Raw genomic sequence first — 19,637 nt, forward strand, 5'->3', positions numbered from 1 at the left:
GATTTCGCCAAAAAGTAGCCGCCCCTAACGCAAAAGCAAAAAAATCGCCGCAAGCGGCGATTTTTGGTGCATTTTTCAGAGAGTCGCAAGCATTTTGGGATTGCCGCTGTCAAACGGCTCATCAAACTCCTGCCGCAGGAACCAACCGTCCGCAAGCTGCGCGGCATACTGCCCCGCAAGGGCGGCGGCGCGGATGCGGGCAAGCGACAGCAGCTCGGGTACCGATTCGGTGCGCACTTCCTCCGGTCTCCACAAATTGCGCCATGGCGCATGCTCTTCATTGAGTGCGTCCCAGTCGGGCGCGGCAACCTTCATGTGTCCGGTCAGCAACGCGCCGCGGCCGAGCAGCCGCTCCGCCCCGCGGGCGGTATGATACACCGCGCGGCTCTCTGAATACAGGAAGTTTTCCCACGCACGCATTTCCGAAAAGGCACGGCGCAACTCCTGCGTCGGCACATCCTCGCCGTAGACACAGCGCAGCACCGTGTGCAGCAGGCAGGACAGCACCGCGACCTCGTCCGGCGCAAGCTGATACTGCTCGTCCGGATCAAACGCGGTCACTTTGCAGCCGGTTTTGCCCTGATAGAGCAGAAAATCGATGTCGCTTTCAATCTGGCAGTGCACCGCAGCACCGGAAACCCGAGGGTCGGCGGCGCGAATTTGCTCCTGCCGGCAGTATACATAAGGATGAATCACGCTGTCGAGCGCGTAATGGCAGAGAAAGCCGTAAAAATAGGCCTGCGCCATATCGCCCGCCGTGCCGGACAGGCAGTGCACTGCACGGGACAGCGCCGAGAACAGCGCGGTCGTCCGCTCCGAATGCATGCTGTTGCCCACCTTGTGCAGCGGACTTCCGCCGAGCACTTTGCGGTAGAACAGCGGGTCAGGGCCTTGACAGCCCCAATAAAAGCACGCGGGTCGTATCGCCGCCACCCGCTGCGCGGGCGCAGGGAAAACAGACAGCGCTTCGCCGCCGAACAGATGATGGGAAACGAAATCAGCCATGACAATCCGCCCTTTCCTTTGTGAGATATGCATTTATTATACCTTCTTTTTACAAGAACCGAAAGAACAATTTCACATATTGAGCGAAAAAGCATATATCCGGTCATTTTCCCGCCGTCCGCGCATTGTGCGGACGCGCTGTGCATGGTAAAATAAAATTATCTTTTTCTTATCCAAGGAGGCTGACCATGGAGCACCAACCCACTGCCCCGCTGCATTTTGCCCGCTATGAGGACGGCGCCCCCCCGCCGGCTCTCAGTCACAGCATTCTGGATTTGCTGTGTCTGAACATCCCCGGCGGCATTATAGGCGGTTATATCTCCAAAGGATATCCGGTTTACTGTGTCAATGACTATATGATTCAGCACCTCGGCTACGAAAGCTTCGCGGCGTTTTCCCGCGACATCGGCGGACTGCTCGCAAACGGCATTCACCCGGACGATCTTGAGGCGGTTGACCGTCAGGTCGGCACGCTGCTGACCACGGGTGAAACCTATGAGGTGCAGTATCGCATGCGCCGCCAAGACGGGCGCTACATCTGGGTCAACGATATCGGCCGCACCCTGACCGACGCGCACGGCGACGCGGTCTGTATCAGCGCCATCCGCGACATCACGCGCGAGGTCGAGGACCGCATCGAACTGGAAAAGCGCGAAGCACGCTACAACGGTCTGTTCCAGTCCGTGCCCTGCGGCATCACGCGGTATGCGATTGCGGGCGATGCCCGCTTGCGTTTTATCGCAGCCAACGACGAGGCGCTGCGCATCTTGGGCTACTCCTCCGCAGAGCTGTTTGAAAAGGAATACTGGTCGGTCGATGAGCTGATTGCAACGCCTGACTGCGATCGTGTCAGCGCCGATTTGACACAGCTCAGCCGCCTTGGCGACAAGCTGGAATTTGAATACTGCGTGCACAAAAAGGACGGCTCTCCGTGCTGGATTCTGGGCACCTCGGAAGGCGTGACGGATGAACAGGGACAGTCCATTGTGCAGAGTGTCTTTTTAGACGTCACCACCCGCAAATCCTCTGAGCGGCGCAACCGCATGTCGGACGCGCTGCTTCGTCTGGCGCTGCGCGGCACCACCATCGGCGAATTTTACTACTTCCCTGCCGAGCACCGTCTGACCGCACCCGACCGTACCTGTGAATGCTACGGCTGCGACCCGCTGTACCGCGACGCGCCCGCGGATTTCACGACGCGGTTTGTGCATGCGGACGACCGCCCCGCCATCACCGCACTGTTTGCACGCGTCAACGCCGGTGCGGATACCGCGTCGGCAGAATGCCGCACGGCGGACAGTCTGCACTGGAACCGGCTGACGCTCTCGGTCGCCGACCGCGATGCGGGCGGCCAGCCGCTGACCGTCGTCGGCCTAATCGAAGATTTGACCGACCAAAAGCGCGTCGAAACCGAGCACTCCGAGCTTTCCGCACTCAATCAAGACATTCTGCATTCGCTTGAGGATCTGTTTCTGGGCGTTTACCGTATCGACCTCGCTGCCGGAACCATCCGTGGCATTCGCATCCCACAGGATGCCGCATGCTACGGTCTGTTCCGCGAAGATCAGCCGTACAATCCCGATATGCTGGCGCGCGCCTACCATCCCGAGGACCGGGAGGACTTCACCCGCGACCTCAGTCTCGATGCGCTGCGCCGCCAAAAAGCGCAGGGCGTACGCTCGTTTGAGGGCGAATACCGCCGCCTGATTAACGGCGAATGGCTCTGGGTCTCCTGCGTGGTCTATCTCAACCACGCCGACTTTGGCGAGGATTCGGCCATCGTCGTGCTGACCGACGTGTCCGACCGCCGCCGCCAGAATGACATCATCCGCACACTCGGCCGCAGCTATTTCGCCATCGGCTATATCGACCTTGACCGCAACACGATTGACGTCATGCGCAGCGAGGACGAGATTTTCAGCCTGCTCGGCGGCGAAGTCGGCAACAACTACAGCCAGTTCATGCGCCGCTATGTACAGCGCTTTGTTCATCCGGATGATCAGGCGGTGTCCTCGGTGTTTTTCAGCCTGTCCAACCTGTGCGGCACGCTGCTTGGCGCTGACGATGCGACCGAGCTGTGCCACACCTTCCGCAAACGGGACGGCGCGGGCTACCAGTGGGTGCAGGCGACGATTATGCCGAGCGACGCACCCGCCGCGCTCTCGCGCAAGGCCACCATCGGCCTGCGCGTGGTGGATGATACGCTGCGGCACAATTTGGAGACCAAGCAGCTGCTTGAGGCCGCGCTGCGCCGCGCGGAAAACGCCAGTGCCGCCAAGAGCGACTTCCTCTCCAAAATGAGCCACGACATCCGCACCCCGATGAATGCCATCATGGGCATGACCTCGCTTGCCGCCATCCACCTGAACAATCCGGATCGCGTGCGCGACTGCCTGAACAAAATTGCAATCTCCAGTCAGCACCTGCTCGGCCTGATTAACGAGGTGCTCGACATGTCCAAAATCGAAAGTGGCAAGCTTGACCTCGACCTGCACGAGAGCAGCCTGCCGGAATTCGTGCAGAATACGCTGACCTTGGTGCGCCCCTCTATCGAGCAGAAGCATCAGCGCCTGCGCATCAATCCCCGCCTGATTGAGCACGAACGCGTTATCTGCGATGCACTGCGCTTGCAGCAGGTGCTGGTCAACATCATCTCCAACGCCTGCAAATACACGCCCGAGGGCGGCGAAATCCGACTGGGACTGAGCGAGCTTCCCGGTCCTACACCGGGTTACGCGCGGTATCAGTTCACCTGCCGCGACAACGGCATCGGCATGGACCCGAATTACCTCTGCCACCTGTTTGAACCGTTCTCCCGCGCCGCCGATTCACGCGTCAGCGCCGAGCACGGCACTGGGCTTGGCATGGCAATCGCCCAAAGCCTGATACAAATGATGGGCGGTGAAATCGCCTGCGAAAGCGAGCCGAACCACGGCACACTGTTCACGGTGACAGTCGACCTCGAGCTTGCCCATATGGATCAGGATGAGCTAAACCGATTTAAAGGGCTGTCCGTACTGATTGCGGACGATGATTCGGACAGTCGCGAAAGCACCTGCGCCATTCTATCCTCTATCGGCATCAAGGGCGAAAGCGTTCGCACCGGAGGGAAGGCGATCGAACGTGCGGTGCAGGCACACGAAGCCGGGCAGGACTTTTTCGCTATTTTGCTTGATTTTGCTCCGTCCGATATGGATGGAATTAAAACTGTCCGCGCCATCCGCAGCCGCATCGGCGACGCCGTGCCGATTATCCTGCTCTCCTCGTGCGATTGGTCGGATGTGCAGGAGAAGGCCGCGCGGCAGGCCGGCGTGGTCGAATTCCTATCCAAACCGCTGTTTCGCTCCAGCCTTGCCTACCTGTTCAAACGGCTTGCGGGCGAACACGGGTGCGCGCCCAGTACAGACACCGCCATCAATCAGGATGCGCTGCGCGGCAAGCGCTTACTGGTGGCAGAGGACAACCTGATTAATCAGGAAATCGCCTGCAACGGCCGCGAAGCAGTCGAACGGTTCGCAGCATCGCGCTCGTTCTATTATGACGCCATTTTGATGGACATCCGCATGCCCGAAATGGACGGTTACACCGCGACTCAAACCATTCGCAGCATGCGCCGCGCAGATGCCGGCATCATTGCCATTCTTGCGATGACCGCCGATGCCTTTGCCGAGGATGTGCAGCGCGCGCGCAGCGCCGGCATGAACGGCCACATCGCAAAGCCGCTTGACCTTGCAAAGCTGCTGCGCATGCTCCAGCTCTGGACGTAACGCGCATAGCCTGTACCGTAACAAAGTCACGGAAGCACAAGACCGTTTGGTGTATCCTGTTAACAGGAATTCACCGAACGGTCTTATTTTGTGTTTTGAAAGGGTTTTTCCATGAAAGTTGCAAGCATTCAAACCGATGCATGTGTCGCCTGCGGCGTGTGCGCGAAAACCTGTCCGCGAGGCGCGGTCACCATTTTCAAAGGCTGCCACGCTGTGGTGGACGAAAGCCGCTGCGTCGGCTGCATGCTCTGCGCCCGCGCCTGTCCGGCAAGCGTTATCACCAAGAAGGAGGCAAATACATGAAAAAGCACTGGTATGACTATCTTTGGATTGTCTCTCTGGCCTACCTTGTATTGGGATTTTTCAATATCTTATTCGCATGGCTCGGTCTGATTTGTTTTTTTGTGCCGCTCCTGATTTCGATTGCTACGGGCAGTAAAGCCTATTGCAACCGTTACTGCGGCCGCGGACAGCTGTTTTCCGTGCTCGGCGGGCGGTTCGGCCTGTCCCGCGGACGCGATATTCCCGCTTGGATGCGCTCCAAGGCATTTCGGTACGGATTTTTGGCCTTTTTCCTCATTATGTTCGGCAATATGCTGTTCTCAACCTATCTGGTCTTTTCCGGCGCAAACAGCCTGCGTGAAGTTGTAACGCTGCTGTGGACCTTCCGCCTGCCGTGGCAATTTGCCTCCCCCGCCATCGCCGCGCCGTTCTGGGTGCAGCAGTTTGCCTTCGGATTCTACTCCGTGATGCTGACCTCGACCGTGCTCGGACTGATTACTATGGTGCTGTTCAAGCCGCGCTCGTGGTGCGTCTACTGCCCGATGGGTACCATGACACAGGCCATCTGCCAATGCAAAGCCAAGAAAACCGACAATCGCAGCGCATAAAAAAAGCAGCCTTCTCCGCCATATTTCGGCGAAGAGGGCTGTTTTTTAATTGTCCGGCCGCAAGACTCCCACGTCACGCCGTTGTTGCCGTAGGGATACTAATATAATCCCGAATCACAAGCCAGTCCTCAATCATGTCCTTCAGATGAATTTCCGACGCGCCATGCTTATGCAGCATGGAAACAATCCATTCCGCCTCCGACCTAATAATTGTGACATCATGTACACAGATTTTCCCGACCCTCACTCCATAGTGCTTTTCCGCAGCATCCACTAGCAGTTGATACATCCAAAAACCCCCTTTTTAGGAATTATAGTGCATAACGATCTTTGAGAAAATACTCACTCTCCACAAAAGTATACTAAAAGGCAGATGTTTTTTTGTCCGCTTACAATATCTAGTTACTTTAGCCTGATAACAGTTCAATCCGCTGATTTACTTTGATTTTCGAAACAACAGCTTACAAATTTAGAATCCGTTGTCTACGCCACACCAGCACGCTTTGAAATGCGTATATTGTTACTGAAGTCTAATAAAAAGTGAGCTGATTCATTTGAAAGGAATTCGATTCATTACTGCTTGGGGATTGTGTTTTATTTGCCTGCTGCACCCCATCGCTGCGCATGCGGCTGAATTTGCCGGACTGGATGTCAGCTTCTGGCCCGGCACGATTGACTTTGACGAAGTGCATGATGCCGGATACGACATCGTCTATATTCGCGCGGGCTATGGCCTGACCGAGGATTCTCAGTTCCAGACCAATGCGTCAACCGCCAAAGAAGCCGGTTTATTGATTGGTTTTTATTTCTATGTTACGGCCACAGATGTCTACTCCGCCGAGCAGCAGGCAAAATACTTCGTGTCGCTGATTGAAGAGTACGACTACGATTGTCGCCCAGCGGTTGATTTTGAGCAGTTCGGCTCCCTATCGAACGATGAAATCAACCAGGTCGCACTTGCATTTGCCCAAACGCTCGAAACCGAAACGCAGGTTACGCCGGTTTTCTACTCCGATGCCTCCAATGCGTCCTCCGTTTGGGATGAGGCGCTGACCGTCTATCCGCTTTGGGTGGCCGATTACGATGTTTCCTCCCCCTCCACGGGCGTGTGGAGCGACTGGGCAGGCTTTCAATATACCGATGAAGGCAGTGTACCCGGCGTGTCGGGCGATACCGACCTTGATTATTATACCAGCGCGGTCCTGACCAGCGACCTGCCGTTTCTCGATGTGCAGACGAGCGACTGGTTTTACAAGGACGTTCTGCGGCTGTATCGAAAGCAACTCATGAACGGCATCAGCGCCGACGAGTTTGCGCCCTATGCCGGGGCGGTACGCGCCGCACCAATCACCATCCTGTATCGGCTGGATGGATTTACGGCCTTTAAAGATGTCACCGGCAGTATTTGGTATACGGATGCCGTGCTGTGGGCAAAACAGGCCGGCATCGCGATGGGTACCAATGACTATTTCTATCCAAATCGAGTGATTAGTCGGGAGGAGCTATGCGTGTTCCTGTACCGCTATGCCGACTATCGTTCCTATGATGTGACCAAGCGCGCCGATTTGTCGAAATATACAGACGAGAGCGACGTTGCCGACTGGGCGCTTTCCGAAGTGGAATGGGCCGTAGCGATGGATCTGCTCGATGGCACCACCGACACCATGCTTTCCCCCACAGCAAATGTCAGCCGCGCCGATTTGGCCGTCATGATTGATCGGTTTATGACGGTTTACGACGTCAGCTAATTGCCGCCGCTTTGAAAGAAAAAGCAGTCCATCCCCGCGGACTTTTCGTCTGCAGGGTGGACTGCTTTGCTGTATTCATCAAACCGCGTGAGCGTAACGCTTTGTTGCATAACCGTAAAATACCCCAGCCTATCCAACAGATAAGCCGGGGTATCAATTTATGTTCAGTTAAACATCCAAATAGATAGATTCAGGTATGCCGCAAAACAAAGCCACACCAAATACGGAACAAGCAGCCACGCAGCCGCCTTATCAATTGGATAAAACGCTAAAATTGTTTCCACTACCAAAACAATCAGCAACAACAATAGAATAAGTGCTGCTCCATAATTCTGTTGGTTAAAGAAAACAATCGGCCAAATAAAGTTCACAGCCAGCTGCAGTGCATAGAGAATCAATGCGCGTTTTTTGACGCCCTGCTCGGCCTCTGCCGTATAGATTTTATACGACGATATACCCATCAAAATATACAGAATCGTCCATACAATCGGAAAAACCAACGGTGCCGGCGCAAGCGACGGCTTAATGAGTGTTTCATATACTGCGACATGATCTGCCGTCAGTGCGCCGGAAACCCCGCCGACAACAAGCGGAAGCAGGATGCTGATTAACAATTTCATGATAGCCACCCCTTTTCCACATCCTATGCATGTCCTGCGGGCGAGATGACTATTTTTTCCACAGTGCTAAAGTACACTTACATACTCCTGTGCCTTGACAGGGATATCCCAATCCTCACGCATGACAAGCCAATCATCAATAATATCCAGGGCATGAATTTCTAACACTTCATAGTGTTTCAAGGTTGCTACTATTACTGCAGCCTCAGCGTAACTGGTGGTTATGGATGGAATAACGGTGTTTCCCACTTGGACTCCGTAATTCATTCCCACCGGATTAATGATTAACTTGTACATTTAGCACCTTCTTTTCCATTATTATACTTGAGCCGGCAGCCTGTTGCAATTAGGCATTTATACATATATTACTATTTATTTTTGTAGCAAACATGCATATAGAATTTCTATATGTTTGGCACCATACGTATTGATTTTTTCAGCTTTTCTAAATATTTGATCGTTTGTATACAATTATTGTTCACACTTTTAGATGTGCGTCTCAAAGTAAAAAAGCCACTCCGAAGGGCGGCGCGAGAGAAGGTTCAATGCGCGTAAATTATAGCACGTGCGGTGCGCGAAAAAGCAAGAAAGCCCCCGGCTAAACGGTCGGGGCATCTTTGCGTCCGGGGTCAGAATCTGACACCACCTATTTATTTCCCGCGCTGCACCATCACAGCGACCTGCTCACGCCTGGCATAGGACTGAGGCGCTGTACCATCTGTTATGCCGTTTTCCTTGGCTTGTGAGAGTTCAGCCTTTGCCCAATCGCTTGCTGGTAGCTGTTCACGCTCAGCTTTATACTTTTGCATCTATGCTTTGAATTGTTCGTATGTCACCATTTTATCGACCTCCGGTTGTGCATTGAAATCTGTCCATGCCTGCGAATCTCACACCCACGGTTTCGGGCAGGCTTTATGCGTTGCGTCATAGTGTCGACAGACACGTGCTGTAGGAATATCGTGATGAAAGTCAACATCCATGCCATCACGCAAACCTATAATATATGTAGCGGTGTCAACTTGATTAATGGTTTTAGTAGCTGACCGTATACCTGTAGCACAAACAATATCTGATGCAAAGTCACGCTCAAATGCCAACAATCCTGATGTCAACAATCTTTTCATTTTTGCCGCACTAGCTTTAAATTGCGTGTTGGTACTATGCCGAGAACTGAAACACCCTTCAAATATGTTGTATTGTTCCATATCCGCTACCAGTTCCTGCAAATCTTCATACTCGATGTTTTCCAGAATCATTTCGCGATACTTTTCACGTTCCTCTGCCCTGTCTGCTACGTCCTCATCCATCGCATCAGCGTCGCTTTGCCTTAAGGGACAACGCTGTGTTTTTGAGGTGATGATTTGCCATCACCGTATAGCCGTGTGTCTTATTGATTCGAAAAACTGCCATTACAGCTGCTCCCCAACAGACGGGATACGCTATATACGTCGCTGCCATTTTGCAGTTGGCACTGTGCAAAATAGTGCCTGCATGTATGCGGTGAGCAACAGATATTCTTTCTCACTTTCGCAGTTTCTCCTGCCATCCTGACCACGCGCTCAACAGCCACAACTGTTAACGGCTTGCCCGTGCAGGACAGAAAAAGAGGATCCGGTATTTGCTTGAACTCGAAGAAGCCTTGATGAAGTGTGTAATACCGCAGTAACACCTTAGCCATGTGCGGGCTTTTGGCCACGAAGCGTTCCTTGTTGCCTTTGCCCATGATGTGGATATTATCATTGAATACATCTGCATTTTTCAAGTCACATGGCTCACTGCATTTCCAAGATGAATTTTGATGTGCACAGCTTTTACATGCTCCACCTCTTCTATGCCGCTGACCTCCAGAAATTTAATCAGCAGCTCATTCCTGTTCCGATATGATTTGATCGTTTTTGGGGAATAGCTTCTCACCTCGCAGTCGATCAAAAATTCGTCCAGCGCCGCTTTCATTTGCATAAAAAATAGCCTCCTCGCGTGTTAGCAACAACACACAAAGAGGCTAAAGTACAACATACAAACCGGCAATCATCGCTCACGAAAAACCGCGGAAATGCTTGTTATAGCTTGCCTGTCGTAGAATCATCGTTCAATTTAAAGCAGTCCAAAGAGTTATGAAAACTCGACTTTTTTTACAAGGAAACAGCTATTTAAGCTTATCCCTCGTAATCGTCCTCATTCTCCCAGTTATGCCAAACGGCCTGCACGTCATCGTTGTCCTCGAGGTTGTCGAGAAGCTTGCGCATCTTGGCCATGTCGTCCGTGCTTTCGATGGTGATGTAGTTCTGCGGTACCATCTCAATCTCGGCCTCGGCAAAGGAATACCCCAGCGTTTCGAGCGCTTCACGCACGACAGAGAACTCCTCCGGTGCGGTGTAAATCTCAAAGGTGTCCTCGTCAGCCTGGAAATCCTCCGCGCCGGCTTCCAGCGCCTGCATCATAACGGTATCCTCGTCCAGATCGCCGCGCTCAATGAGAATGACGCCCTTCTTATCAAACTGCCACGATACGCAGCCCGAAGCGCCCAGACCCGCGCCGTACTTGTCAAACAGGTGGCGCACATCGGCGACGGTACGGTTTTTGTTATCAGTCAGCGTTTCCACAACGACCGCAACACCGGCAACACCGTAGCCCTCGTAGTTGTTTGCCTCGAAATCAACGCTGCCCGCAGCGCCCGAGTACTTGTCAAGCGTGCGCTTGATGTTATCGTTGGGCATATTGTTGGCCTTGGCCTTGGCGACAACGTCGCGCAGACGAGAGTTGTTGTCCGGATTGGCCGAGCCGCCCTCTTTAATCGCAATCGCAAGCTCACGGCCGATTTTGGTGAAAATCTTGGCGCGCTTTGCATCGTTTGCACCCTTGCGCTTGGCGATATTGTGGAACTTAGAATGTCCCGACATGGTGAATTTCCTTCTTTCTATGCAGATTCAATCATAACAAATTCAGGAGCACGTGAAAGTGCATAATAATTTTATCAAAAAAATTCTAATTTCGCAAGGGGTCCCATGCATATTTTGCTGGAAGCGCGTCCATAATAGTCTCGAAATCCAATAAAGAGGTGAATTATTATGGGTAAGCAGAACCAGAACCAGCAGCAGAACCAGCAGAATTCTCAGAGCCAGCAGAATTCTCAGAATCAGAATCAGCAGAACAGCCAGAACAAGAAGAAGGATCAGCAGTTTTAACTGACTGTGCTGCTGAAGAGCCGTCGGAACGTCCGTTCCGACGGCTCTTCCCTTTTGCACCGTAAACGACAGCGGTTGCACCGGGATACGGTATAATGCTATAATAACAGTAAAATCCAAAGGAGCGGCACATATGACAGCGCAGGATATTTTAAAACAGTATTTCGGCTATTCCGCATTTCGTCCGGGGCAGGACGCGCTGGTTTCACACATTCTCGAGGGGCGCGATACCCTTGGCATCATGCCAACCGGCGCGGGAAAGTCAATCTGCTATCAGGTGCCCGCTCTGGCTTTTTCGGGACTGACGCTCGTCATTTCGCCGCTGATTTCGCTGATGAAGGATCAGGTCGGCGCGCTGCACGAGTCGGGCGTCGCCGCGGCATACTTAAACAGCGCGCTCTCCGCCCCTGAAATGCGCGAGGTAATCGCGAACGCACGGGAAGGTCGCTACAAGCTGCTTTACATCGCGCCCGAGCGGCTGACTACCCCCGACTTTCTCGATTTCGCATGCCAAACCGAGATTTCCATGGTTACAATCGACGAAGCGCACTGTATTTCACAGTGGGGACAGGATTTTCGACCGAGCTACCTGAAAATCCTTGATTTTCTCCGCCTGCTGCCGCACCGACCGCTGGTTTCGGCCTTCACAGCGACCGCAACCGCCGCCGTGCGGGACGACGTCATCCGTGCCCTCGGGCTGCGCGAGCCCTTTGTGCTGACCACGGGTTTTGACCGTCCCAACCTCTATTTCTCGGTCGAGCAGCCCTCGTCCAAACCGCAGGCACTGCTGCGCCTGCTCGCTGTGCGGACGGGCAAAAGCGGTATCGTCTACTGCGCCACGCGCAAGACGGTCGAGGACGTGTGCGATATGCTGCGCATCAAGGGACTCGGCGCGACACGCTATCACGCCGGTCTGCCCGCCGAAGAGCGGCAGCGCAATCAGGATGATTTCCTGTACGACCGCGCCCCTGTCATGGTGGCGACCAATGCCTTCGGCATGGGCATCGACAAATCAAATGTGTCGTTTGTCGTTCATTATAATATGCCGAAAAACATGGAAAGCTATTATCAGGAGGCCGGCCGCGCGGGGCGTGACGGCGAAGCCGCCGACTGTATCCTGCTGTACAGCCCGCAGGACGTGCGCACGGGACAGTTTCTGATTGAGCGCAGTCACGAAGCTGCCGACGAGCAGGTCGACCCCGAAACACGGCGGGCACTGATCGACCGCGATTTGGAGCGATTGCGGCAGATGACTTTCTATTCGACGACAACCGAGTGCCTGCGGCGGTTCATTCTGCAATATTTCGGCGAAAGTGCGGCGGTGTCCTGCGGGCACTGCGGCAACTGCGACACCACCTTCGAAGAGATTGACGCAACGGTTGACGCGCAGAAAATCCTGTCCTGTATCTACCGGCTCGACGAGCGACGGCTGCATTTCGGCAAGGCGATTGTGTCGAGCGTGCTGTGCGGCGGCAAGACCGAAAAAATCGAGCAGTTCGGATTGGACACGCTCTCGACCTACGGCATCATGCAGGACGCGACCGCCGCGCGCGTGCGGCAGCTGATTGACGTGCTGCTCGAGCGCGGTTATCTGCTGAGCGACCCCGAACGGTTCAACGCGCTGTTCCTGACCGCATCCGGCAACGCACTGATGCGCGGGCGGGATACCTTCGTCATCAAGCTGCCGCGCGAGAAAAAAGCCGCCCCGGCCAAGGGCGGCAAGGGCGGCGCGGCAATTGCCGGAGACGAAGCGTTGTTCGACCGTCTGCGCACGGTGCGCGCACGGCTGGCAGAGCAAGCGCATGTGCCGCCCTATGTCATTTTCTCCAACGCCACACTCGCCGATATGGCAGCGCGGCAGCCGATTACTGAATTTGAGTTCCTCGAAGTACGCGGCGTGGGCGAAGCAAAGGCCAACCGCTACGGAGAAATTTTCCTCGAGGAAATCAAATCCTATCTGCGGAGCTGACGCATCAGGCGAAAAACAGCACCGCATCCTGCAGAAACTTTGCGCATCCGGCAACATTTCGGTCATAATATGCGGTAAATCGCGCATCCTGAACATAACCCTGTGTCAGTCCCTTATGGGCTTCAGCGGAGTATTGCGGCCACGTATAGCACAGCCACTCACGGTGCTTTTCGACAATGCTGCGGCCCGCATCGCTCGTCGGCCGCTCGCCCGCGCGGACGGCCTGCTCCAAATCGTGCCGAATTTCGGCCTCGAGGGCTTGGAAACGCCCATAATCCGCCCGGCTCAGCCCCAGCATGCGCGCGTTGGATTCCTCCATCGCCGCGTCACCGTATTTTGCGCGTGTCTCCGCGCCGTATGCCTCTTCATTCTCGCGCACCATACGCGCTTTGAAGGCTTCAAACTTCTCTGTATCACTCATTTTGGCTCCTCCTTCCAAGGATAAAAGCGTTTTTTGTACGGTTTCAATCAGCAGTTTAGTCTGCGTCTGCCGTGCACGCAGCGCCGCCAAATGGCTCTCAAGCGCCTGCCTGCGGTCGAAATCATCCGCCTGCACGATGCGGGCAATCTCGGCAAGCGGCAGATCGAGCGCGCGGTAAAACAAAATCTGCTGCAGCAGATCAACCTCTTCCGCGCCGTACAGGCGGCATCCTGCGCGGCTTGTGCCCACGGGCTTTAACAGTCCGATTTGGTCGTAATACCGCAGTGTACGTGTGCTCACTCCGGCGAGCCGCGCCAGTTTGTCAATGCTGTATTCCATTTGGCTTTCCCTCCCTGCAAGCACAGTATAACCGTTGACGCTGCGTCAATGTCAACCGTTTTTTTGAATTTTTTCTTCCGAAAGGCCGATTTTATGATTTACACCGTCACGCTCAACCCTTCGCTCGACTACATCGTACATACCGACTGTCTCGCGCTCGGCGCACTCAATCGGACGCACGACGAACGGCTCTATCCGGGTGGTAAGGGCATTAATGTTTCGCTGATGCTGGCGCGGCTCGGCCTGCCCACATGCGCGCTCGGCTTTGCGGCGGGACTGACCGGACAGATGTTCAGCGAGCTGCTTGCGGAAACCGGCATCGCATCGGATTTCATCGCACTGGACTGTGGCATGACGCGTATCAACGTCAAAATCAAGTCGGCCGCCGAAAGCGAGCTGAACGCCGCCGGCCCGGAGGTTTCCGCCAAAGCGCTGCGGGCGCTCGAACAAAAACTCGGCGGACTGTGCACCGGCGACACGCTTGTACTGTCCGGTTCGGTGCCGCAGGGTGTGCCCTGCGATATTTACGCCCGCCTTGCCCACCGCGCGGCGCAGGCAGGCGCGTTCGCCGTCGTGGACGCGGCGGGACAGGCGCTTGCGGACGCACTGACCGAACACCCATTCCTCATCAAACCCAATCTGGACGAGCTGCGCGGCCTGACCGGCTGCACGCCGCACTCGCTGGACCATCTGGTCGAGTCGGTGCGCGGCTTGCAGCAGCAGGGCGCGCAGAATGTGCTTGTCTCGCTCGCGGGCGAGGGCGCGGTGCTCGTCCCCTGCGAGGGGAAAGCGCTGACCATCCCCGCACCGCATGGCAGGGTGCGCAATTCGGTCGGCGCGGGCGACTGCATGGTCGCGGGTTTTCTGTCCGGACTGTACCAAACGCGCGAATTTCCGACCGCGCTGCAGGCCGCCGTCGCCGCGGGCAGCGCCTCTGCTTTCTCCGATTGGCTGCCCACCGAAGAAGAGGTCTGTGCGCAGCTTGTGCGCACCATACTGCCTGCCACGCTGCACGCATGATTCATACGTTTCTTGTTTGAATTGCAGTTTTATGATATACTATATCCTCACAACGGAGAAAGAGAGGGGATTTTATGAGTAATACCCGTATTTGGATTACGGGCTCGAGCGGCCGTCTGGGCTCGGCGCTGCGCCGCTTGCTCGACTGTGTGGAATGCCGCATTCTGGTGAGTGATGACGACGTTCCGGTCGGAGACAGTGCGGCGGTCAACCACTTTGCGGATGTCAGCCATCCGGATGTCATCATCAACTGCGCCGGCCTGACCGACGTGCATCTGTGCGAAAGCGATCCGGAGCTTGCCTACAAAACCAATGCGCTGGGCGCGCGCAACCTTGCCGTGGCCGCCCGTCGGCTGGATGCAAAGCTCATCCAGATTTCGACCGATGATGTATTTGAAGGCCTTGGCACAAAGCCTTTGCATGAGTTTCTTGAGCCGCATCCGACCACCATCTACGGCAAGAGCAAGTACGCGGGTGAATGTCTGGTACGCGAGCTCACGGACAAGCACGTGATTGTGCGTTCCTCGTGGATTTACGGCGCGGGCACGAATGATTTCGTCGATCAGGTACTTGCAGCCGCGCGGAATGGACAACCCATCTGTCTGCCGGGCGACGAAATTTCCTCCCCGACCAGTGCCGACGCGCTTGCGGACTTCATCCAAAAGCTGATTTACACCCGTGAATACGGTGTTTATCACGCTTCCTGCACCGGCTCATGCTCCCGCGCGGAGTTTGCGCGCGAGATTCTGCGCCTTGCGGGTTACGACGATGTGTCCGTTGAATCGACCATTGCCGGCGAAACGCTGCGGCCGCGCTTTACGCTGCTCGATAATATGATGATGCGCATGACAGAACTGCATCAAATGCCCGACTGGAAGGACGCACTGAGCGTCTATCTCGCGGGACGGAAGGAGGGCAAAGCGTGACGAAAGCGAAACGAAAGCTCGGTTTGACCACGAAAATCTTTATTGCCCTGCTGCTTGGTGCGGTTACCGGCACGCTGCTGCACTATTTTGCGCCAAGCAACGCCTTTTTTGATGATATTTTGGTAAACGGCTTCTTCTATGTCATCGGTCAGGGCTTCCTCCGGCTGATGCAGATGCTGGTCGTACCGTTGGTGCTGTGCTCGCTCGTCTGCGGCGCGGCCGCCATCGGCGATACCAAGACGCTCGGCAAGGTCGGTGTGCGCACGGTTGTTTTCTACCTGTTTACAACCGCGCTGGCCATTTGCGTCGCGCTGGGCGTTGCAAAGCTGATTAATCCCGGCGTAGGCATGGATTTATCGGCACTCGAGACTACTGAAACCGCCGTTACCGCCCAGCAGTCGATGGCGGAAACGCTGTTGGATATCATCCCGAAAAATCCGTTCAGCTCATTGGCAAGCGGCAACATGCTGCAAATCATCGTATTTGCAATTATCATCGGCATCATTCTCGCCAAGCTGCAGGACAAGACGCAGCTCATTCACAACTTTTTTCAGCAGGGCAACGACATCATGATGGAAATGACGATGATGGTCATGTCTCTTGCGCCGATCGGTGTATTCTGCCTGATTGCAAAAACCTTCTCGGGCATGGGTTTTGACGCATTTCGCCCGCTGCTCAAGTATATGGGCGCGGTGCTGCTCGCGCTGATGATTCAGTGCTTCGGTTCGTATCAGGTGCTGCTTAAGGCCTTTACGGGACTCAATCCGATCAAATTCGTCAAGAAATTCCTGCCCGTCATGGGCTTTGCTTTCTCGACGGCGACCTCGAATGCGACTATTCCGCTTTCGATTGACACGCTGGAGCGCAAAATGGGCGTTTCGCGCCGCATTTCGTCGTTCACCATCCCGCTCGGTGCAACGATTAACATGGATGGCACTTCAATCATGCAGGGCGTTGCCGTCGTATTCATCGCGCAGGCGTATGGCATTGCGCTGACACCGGCGGACTATTTAACCGTTATTGCCACCGCGACGCTCGCGTCCATAGGCACGGCAGGCGTGCCGTCGGTCGGACTGGTCACACTGTCGATGGTGCTGGCCTCGGTCGGTCTGCCGATTGAGGGCATCGGCTTTATCATGGGCATCGACCGCATTCTGGATATGACGCGTACCGCAGTCAACATCACGGGTGACGCGGTGTGCACAACGATTGTCGCCAGCCAAAACCAAGCGCTCGATCGTGACGTTTTTAACGCCGAAAGCGTTTAAGCGGACAGACCTATCGCAGAAAGTTGACTTTCTGCGGTAGGTCTGTTATAATACAGGAGCATGCCGCCATGGCGGAACTGGTAGACGCAGGGGACTTAAAATCCCCCGGTGTTATAACCGTGCCGGTTCGATTCCGGCTGGCGGCACCAAACAGGATTCTGTAACTCTTTCAGAGAGAAACAGAGTCCTGTTTTAATTTTTATTTGAAAATCGGAACAAAATATACAGGATTCTCATACAGTTAAAACGCCTGTCTCTGCAGGTTTTTTCGGCCGCTGGCATGCCATTTCTCCAAGATTTCTCCAAAACACTTGACAATTTCTCTTCGGCCTAGAAAAAAGAAGAGGTATTTGAATGTGGCAGCGGCCACAGCATCTCATATCTCATTTCGCAGCCCCACGCGCTGATTCAGTTGCCATTAGTGAAATAAGCACCCTTGCCACTTGTATCTTCCTGATTCTTGAAGTATCATTGAACTATAGTATGATAATGGTGGTATGTACAGACAAACTGCTTGACGACAAAGGAGGGATTGTCATCAAAGAGATGCTGCACCATATAGCCGACAGACTCCAAACCGTACGTAAGCCGGGGGCGGTTCTGTCCCCGCGCTCCATTCGCAGGGAATCGCTGCCGTATTTCGCAGGGTGGATTATCATTTTCACCTGGCTCTACTGCTATTTCCTGCCCAACGGCAATCTGTTGTTCTTGGACGGGGGTGCGCTCACCGGCCATGAGCGCACCGCAACCTATATCTGGCTTATCGTCTGCCCGCTGATTACCACCTTTTCAAAGGGTGTCCGCTATGTGCCTGTCACAATTTACAGCGTAGCAGCGGCGATGCTCAGCTTTGTTCTGCTCACTTTTTTTAAGTTCTCTATGGCAATGGTCTTTTGGCTTGAACTGATTATCGCGGTAGCAGTGGGGCATATTTTTGCATCCTGCGGCTATGGCTTTTTCATGATGCTGAATAACGCAGAAAAGTTTTACTCCATGATCCTTGGCATTTTTGTCCCCAAATTGCTCATGATGATTCATCCGTTGGTAGCCGGTTATCTGAAAGGGATTTCCTTTTCCGCATTTATTCTTTTTTGCTGCCTACTGTCCATGCTAGTCTGCTCCGTCTATTTCACGTGCGAGCGAAGTTTAGTCCCAAATGTGGAGAAAAATCCGTTCCCCAGGCAAGGGTGGTCACTGATGGCTCTCGTATTTGTTATCCTTGCGTTTAATGATGTAATCGCGCCGCTGCTGCTATTTGAGATGAAAAACACATTGAAGCTTCCCTTGGCATTTTGGTATTTCGGGGGCATCGTCGCGGGGCTGTGCCTGGTTCTTTTGTTGCAAAAGCAATGGAAACTTAACCTTTGCACCATGCTCAACCTCTCCCTGGCGCTACTGACCATTGGCTTTGTCATCGGAGTTGTGGCGGAGCATTATATCGCCGCCGCTCTCATCTGCACAGTCTGCTTTGGACTTGCCTATTCCATAGGTCTGGTCAATATCTACTATCTGGCGGGTTTTATGGCAAAAAAGTTTCAAAACATCACTTTTTATCGTGTGGGCATCATTCTTTCTGCCGTTTACTATTTCTATGGCTTTGGCAGTATGCGGTTATTCAAACATGCGCTGCCCATTCTCAGCACGTTGTCGGTCTGCATCCTAATCCTGTTTTTCCTACTCTCGCCGCTGTTTGTGCGGCTGCTGTACAGCGGTGAGTGGATTGACGATAGCTACCGTCAGGACGTGAACTTTGAAAGTCGCCTGCGCGCCAGACTCAAAGACCTTCGGCTCTCCCCAAAGGAAACCGAGGTATGCGAGCTATTGCTGCGTGGCTACACCCTGCGTCAGACTGCCGCCATGCTCGAAATTGCTTACCCAACCGCCAACACTTACTGCACGGCACTTTACCGCAAGCTCTGCATCAACAGCCGCACCGAGCTTACACTGCTCTTTAAGGAATTTATCGAGTAACGCTACATATAGAATGTGCAGATAAAAAGACGCAAAATACAGTACCTCATTAGAACTAATGAGGTACTGTATTTTTGTTTTCAGATAAACTAATGAATTGTGTGTCATCCGTTTTCCTTGCAGAATGAACTTGCCAAAGCAAATTTAACGTTGGGAGGCGAACAGATGATATGTCGTTTTGGGAACAGCTAAAAAAGCAGTTTAGAAAACCGGTCAGACCTGATTCTATCAAAGCCGAGGGCGCACAGCCGTTGGGGTTGACACCAAGGGAGATGGATGTCTTTCGGCTCCTCTTGGATGGCTACACCCTGCAAGAAACAGCCAATCAGCTTGGGGTAAAATACTCTACCGTTAATACCCATATGACGGCAATCTACAAGAAATTGGGTGTTACCTCCCGAGCGGAGCTGATTATCCGCTATCGCGATTTTGAACAGGAGAATGACACATGAATCGAAATAAAAGAAGCTGTAAATTGTGGGAACGGAAGCTGTGGAAGTGCAGGTGA

20 protein-coding genes, 1 tRNA gene and 1 pseudogene are annotated in these 19,637 nt (G+C 54.0%); 11 read left to right on the forward strand and 11 right to left on the reverse strand.

Features of this window, described 5'->3' with window-relative positions:
- Positions 1–75 precede the first annotated feature (75 nt).
- Positions 76–1,005 carry a zinc dependent phospholipase C family protein gene (locus QOX26_RS06565; protein ID WP_283674172.1) on the reverse strand — a complete coding sequence of 310 codons (930 nt, stop codon included), beginning with the start codon at positions 1,003–1,005 and terminating at the stop codon, positions 76–78.
- A 188-nt stretch (positions 1,006–1,193) separates the two neighbouring features.
- Between QOX26_RS06565 and QOX26_RS06570 the strand changes: the two genes are divergently transcribed.
- The 3 genes from QOX26_RS06570 (at position 1,194) to QOX26_RS06580 (ending at position 5,662) form a co-directional block, all read left to right on the forward strand.
- Complete coding sequence (locus QOX26_RS06570) at positions 1,194–4,772, forward strand: PAS domain-containing protein (RefSeq protein ID WP_283674173.1); 3,579 nt, start codon at positions 1,194–1,196, stop codon at positions 4,770–4,772.
- Between the two features lie 111 nt (positions 4,773–4,883).
- Positions 4,884–5,075 carry an ATP-binding protein gene (locus QOX26_RS06575; RefSeq protein WP_283674174.1) on the forward strand — a complete coding sequence of 64 codons (192 nt, stop codon included), beginning with the start codon at positions 4,884–4,886 and terminating at the stop codon, positions 5,073–5,075.
- Positions 5,072–5,662, forward strand: coding sequence for a 4Fe-4S binding protein (locus QOX26_RS06580; protein ID WP_283674175.1), 591 nt, complete (start codon positions 5,072–5,074; stop codon positions 5,660–5,662). The genes QOX26_RS06575 and QOX26_RS06580 overlap by 4 nt, the downstream gene beginning before the upstream one ends.
- Positions 5,663–5,735: 73 nt before the next feature.
- Here the strand turns inward: QOX26_RS06580 and QOX26_RS06585 are convergent, their stop codons facing one another.
- Positions 5,736–5,951, reverse strand: a complete 216-nt coding sequence (locus tag QOX26_RS06585; RefSeq protein WP_283674176.1) for a hypothetical protein — start codon at positions 5,949–5,951, stop codon at positions 5,736–5,738.
- 298 nt (positions 5,952–6,249) lie between these two features.
- Between QOX26_RS06585 and QOX26_RS06590 the strand changes: the two genes are divergently transcribed.
- Positions 6,250–7,410, forward strand: coding sequence for a GH25 family lysozyme (locus tag QOX26_RS06590; protein ID WP_283674177.1), 1,161 nt, complete (start codon positions 6,250–6,252; stop codon positions 7,408–7,410).
- A gap of 164 nt (positions 7,411–7,574) precedes the next feature.
- Here the strand turns inward: QOX26_RS06590 and QOX26_RS06595 are convergent, their stop codons facing one another.
- From QOX26_RS06595 to QOX26_RS06630, 8 genes and pseudogenes are all read right to left on the reverse strand, one after another.
- The gene (locus tag QOX26_RS06595; protein ID WP_283674178.1) at positions 7,575–8,030 is read right to left on the reverse strand and encodes a TspO/MBR family protein; all 456 of its coding nucleotides are present in this window, start codon (positions 8,028–8,030) and stop codon (positions 7,575–7,577) included.
- Positions 8,031–8,096: 66 nt separating this feature from the next.
- Positions 8,097–8,327, reverse strand: coding sequence for a hypothetical protein (locus QOX26_RS06600; RefSeq protein WP_283674179.1), 231 nt, complete (start codon positions 8,325–8,327; stop codon positions 8,097–8,099).
- 353 nt (positions 8,328–8,680) lie between these two features.
- On the reverse strand, positions 8,681–8,839 hold the full coding sequence (locus QOX26_RS06605; RefSeq protein ID WP_283674180.1) for a hypothetical protein: 159 nt from the start codon (positions 8,837–8,839) through the stop codon (positions 8,681–8,683).
- A gap of 78 nt (positions 8,840–8,917) precedes the next feature.
- Positions 8,918–9,337, reverse strand: coding sequence for a hypothetical protein (locus tag QOX26_RS06610; RefSeq protein ID WP_283674181.1), 420 nt, complete (start codon positions 9,335–9,337; stop codon positions 8,918–8,920).
- 13 nt (positions 9,338–9,350) lie between these two features.
- Positions 9,351–9,440: pseudogene (locus QOX26_RS06615) on the reverse strand (helix-turn-helix domain-containing protein); the annotation flags it as partial.
- Positions 9,418–9,792, reverse strand: coding sequence for a tyrosine-type recombinase/integrase (locus tag QOX26_RS06620; RefSeq protein WP_283674182.1), 375 nt, complete (start codon positions 9,790–9,792; stop codon positions 9,418–9,420). The pseudogene QOX26_RS06615 and the gene QOX26_RS06620, both read right to left, overlap by 23 nt.
- Positions 9,789–9,989, reverse strand: coding sequence for a site-specific integrase (locus tag QOX26_RS06625; protein ID WP_283674183.1), 201 nt, complete (start codon positions 9,987–9,989; stop codon positions 9,789–9,791). Before QOX26_RS06625 ends, QOX26_RS06620 begins: the two co-directional genes overlap by 4 nt.
- A gap of 197 nt (positions 9,990–10,186) precedes the next feature.
- Complete coding sequence (locus tag QOX26_RS06630; protein ID WP_283674184.1) at positions 10,187–10,930, reverse strand: YebC/PmpR family DNA-binding transcriptional regulator; 744 nt, start codon at positions 10,928–10,930, stop codon at positions 10,187–10,189.
- Between the two features lie 418 nt (positions 10,931–11,348).
- Here QOX26_RS06630 and recQ point away from each other — a divergent pair, with 418 nt between their 5' ends.
- Positions 11,349–13,184, forward strand: a complete 1,836-nt coding sequence (gene recQ / locus QOX26_RS06635) for a DNA helicase RecQ (RefSeq protein ID WP_283674185.1) — start codon at positions 11,349–11,351, stop codon at positions 13,182–13,184.
- Between the two features lie 4 nt (positions 13,185–13,188).
- On the opposite strand, the gene QOX26_RS06640 is transcribed toward recQ, so the two are convergent.
- Complete coding sequence (locus QOX26_RS06640) at positions 13,189–13,944, reverse strand: MerR family transcriptional regulator (RefSeq protein ID WP_283674186.1); 756 nt, start codon at positions 13,942–13,944, stop codon at positions 13,189–13,191.
- Positions 13,945–13,992: 48 nt separating this feature from the next.
- On the opposite strand from QOX26_RS06640, the gene pfkB reads away from it, so the two are divergent.
- The 6 genes from pfkB to QOX26_RS06670 all read left to right on the forward strand — a co-directional run bounded on the left by pfkB (position 13,993) and on the right by QOX26_RS06670 (position 19,581).
- Positions 13,993–14,964 carry a 1-phosphofructokinase gene (pfkB, locus tag QOX26_RS06645; RefSeq protein WP_283674187.1) on the forward strand — a complete coding sequence of 324 codons (972 nt, stop codon included), beginning with the start codon at positions 13,993–13,995 and terminating at the stop codon, positions 14,962–14,964.
- A gap of 74 nt (positions 14,965–15,038) precedes the next feature.
- Entirely contained in the window at positions 15,039–15,890 is an 852-nt protein-coding gene (gene rfbD, locus QOX26_RS06650; RefSeq protein WP_283674188.1) for a dTDP-4-dehydrorhamnose reductase, read from the forward strand.
- Entirely contained in the window at positions 15,887–17,158 is a 1,272-nt protein-coding gene (locus QOX26_RS06655; RefSeq protein WP_283674189.1) for a dicarboxylate/amino acid:cation symporter, read from the forward strand. The genes rfbD and QOX26_RS06655 overlap by 4 nt, the downstream gene beginning before the upstream one ends.
- Before the next feature lie 62 nt (positions 17,159–17,220).
- Positions 17,221–17,307: transfer RNA gene (locus QOX26_RS06660), tRNA-Leu, on the forward strand.
- Positions 17,308–17,641: 334 nt separating this feature from the next.
- Complete coding sequence (locus QOX26_RS06665) at positions 17,642–19,129, forward strand: helix-turn-helix transcriptional regulator (RefSeq protein ID WP_283674190.1); 1,488 nt, start codon at positions 17,642–17,644, stop codon at positions 19,127–19,129.
- 170 nt (positions 19,130–19,299) lie between these two features.
- Positions 19,300–19,581 (forward strand): helix-turn-helix domain-containing protein, encoded by a 282-nt coding sequence (locus QOX26_RS06670; protein WP_283674191.1) that lies wholly within the window; start codon positions 19,300–19,302, stop codon positions 19,579–19,581.
- The last annotated feature ends 56 nt before the right edge of the window (positions 19,582–19,637 follow it).

It is taken from the genome of Butyricicoccus sp. Marseille-Q5471 (genome assembly GCF_951230135.1).
Taxonomy (GTDB): domain Bacteria; phylum Bacillota; class Clostridia; order Oscillospirales; family Butyricicoccaceae; genus Agathobaculum.

What these genes read in the sequence shown, in the direction of transcription:
- QOX26_RS06565 (WP_283674172.1), bottom strand. Translation starts at nt 1,005, where the DNA reads ATGGCTGATTTCGTTTCCCATCATCTGTTCGGCGGCGAAGCGCTGTCT.
- QOX26_RS06570 (WP_283674173.1), top strand. Translation starts at nt 1,194, where the DNA reads ATGGAGCACCAACCCACTGCCCCGCTGCATTTTGCCCGCTATGAGGAC.
- QOX26_RS06575 (WP_283674174.1), top strand. Translation starts at nt 4,884, where the DNA reads ATGAAAGTTGCAAGCATTCAAACCGATGCATGTGTCGCCTGCGGCGTG.
- QOX26_RS06580 (WP_283674175.1), top strand. Translation starts at nt 5,072, where the DNA reads ATGAAAAAGCACTGGTATGACTATCTTTGGATTGTCTCTCTGGCCTAC.
- QOX26_RS06585 (WP_283674176.1), bottom strand. Translation starts at nt 5,951, where the DNA reads ATGTATCAACTGCTAGTGGATGCTGCGGAAAAGCACTATGGAGTGAGG.
- QOX26_RS06595 (WP_283674178.1), bottom strand. Translation starts at nt 8,030, where the DNA reads ATGAAATTGTTAATCAGCATCCTGCTTCCGCTTGTTGTCGGCGGGGTT.
- QOX26_RS06600 (WP_283674179.1), bottom strand. Translation starts at nt 8,327, where the DNA reads ATGTACAAGTTAATCATTAATCCGGTGGGAATGAATTACGGAGTCCAA.
- QOX26_RS06605 (WP_283674180.1), bottom strand. Translation starts at nt 8,839, where the DNA reads ATGCAAAAGTATAAAGCTGAGCGTGAACAGCTACCAGCAAGCGATTGG.
- QOX26_RS06610 (WP_283674181.1), bottom strand. Translation starts at nt 9,337, where the DNA reads ATGGATGAGGACGTAGCAGACAGGGCAGAGGAACGTGAAAAGTATCGC.
- QOX26_RS06625 (WP_283674183.1), bottom strand. Translation starts at nt 9,989, where the DNA reads ATGCAAATGAAAGCGGCGCTGGACGAATTTTTGATCGACTGCGAGGTG.
- QOX26_RS06630 (WP_283674184.1), bottom strand. Translation starts at nt 10,930, where the DNA reads ATGTCGGGACATTCTAAGTTCCACAATATCGCCAAGCGCAAGGGTGCA.
- recQ (WP_283674185.1), top strand. Translation starts at nt 11,349, where the DNA reads ATGACAGCGCAGGATATTTTAAAACAGTATTTCGGCTATTCCGCATTT.
- QOX26_RS06640 (WP_283674186.1), bottom strand. Translation starts at nt 13,944, where the DNA reads ATGGAATACAGCATTGACAAACTGGCGCGGCTCGCCGGAGTGAGCACA.
- pfkB (WP_283674187.1), top strand. Translation starts at nt 13,993, where the DNA reads ATGTCAACCGTTTTTTTGAATTTTTTCTTCCGAAAGGCCGATTTTATG.
- rfbD (WP_283674188.1), top strand. Translation starts at nt 15,039, where the DNA reads ATGAGTAATACCCGTATTTGGATTACGGGCTCGAGCGGCCGTCTGGGC.
- QOX26_RS06665 (WP_283674190.1), top strand. Translation starts at nt 17,642, where the DNA reads ATGATAATGGTGGTATGTACAGACAAACTGCTTGACGACAAAGGAGGG.
- QOX26_RS06670 (WP_283674191.1), top strand. Translation starts at nt 19,300, where the DNA reads ATGTCGTTTTGGGAACAGCTAAAAAAGCAGTTTAGAAAACCGGTCAGA.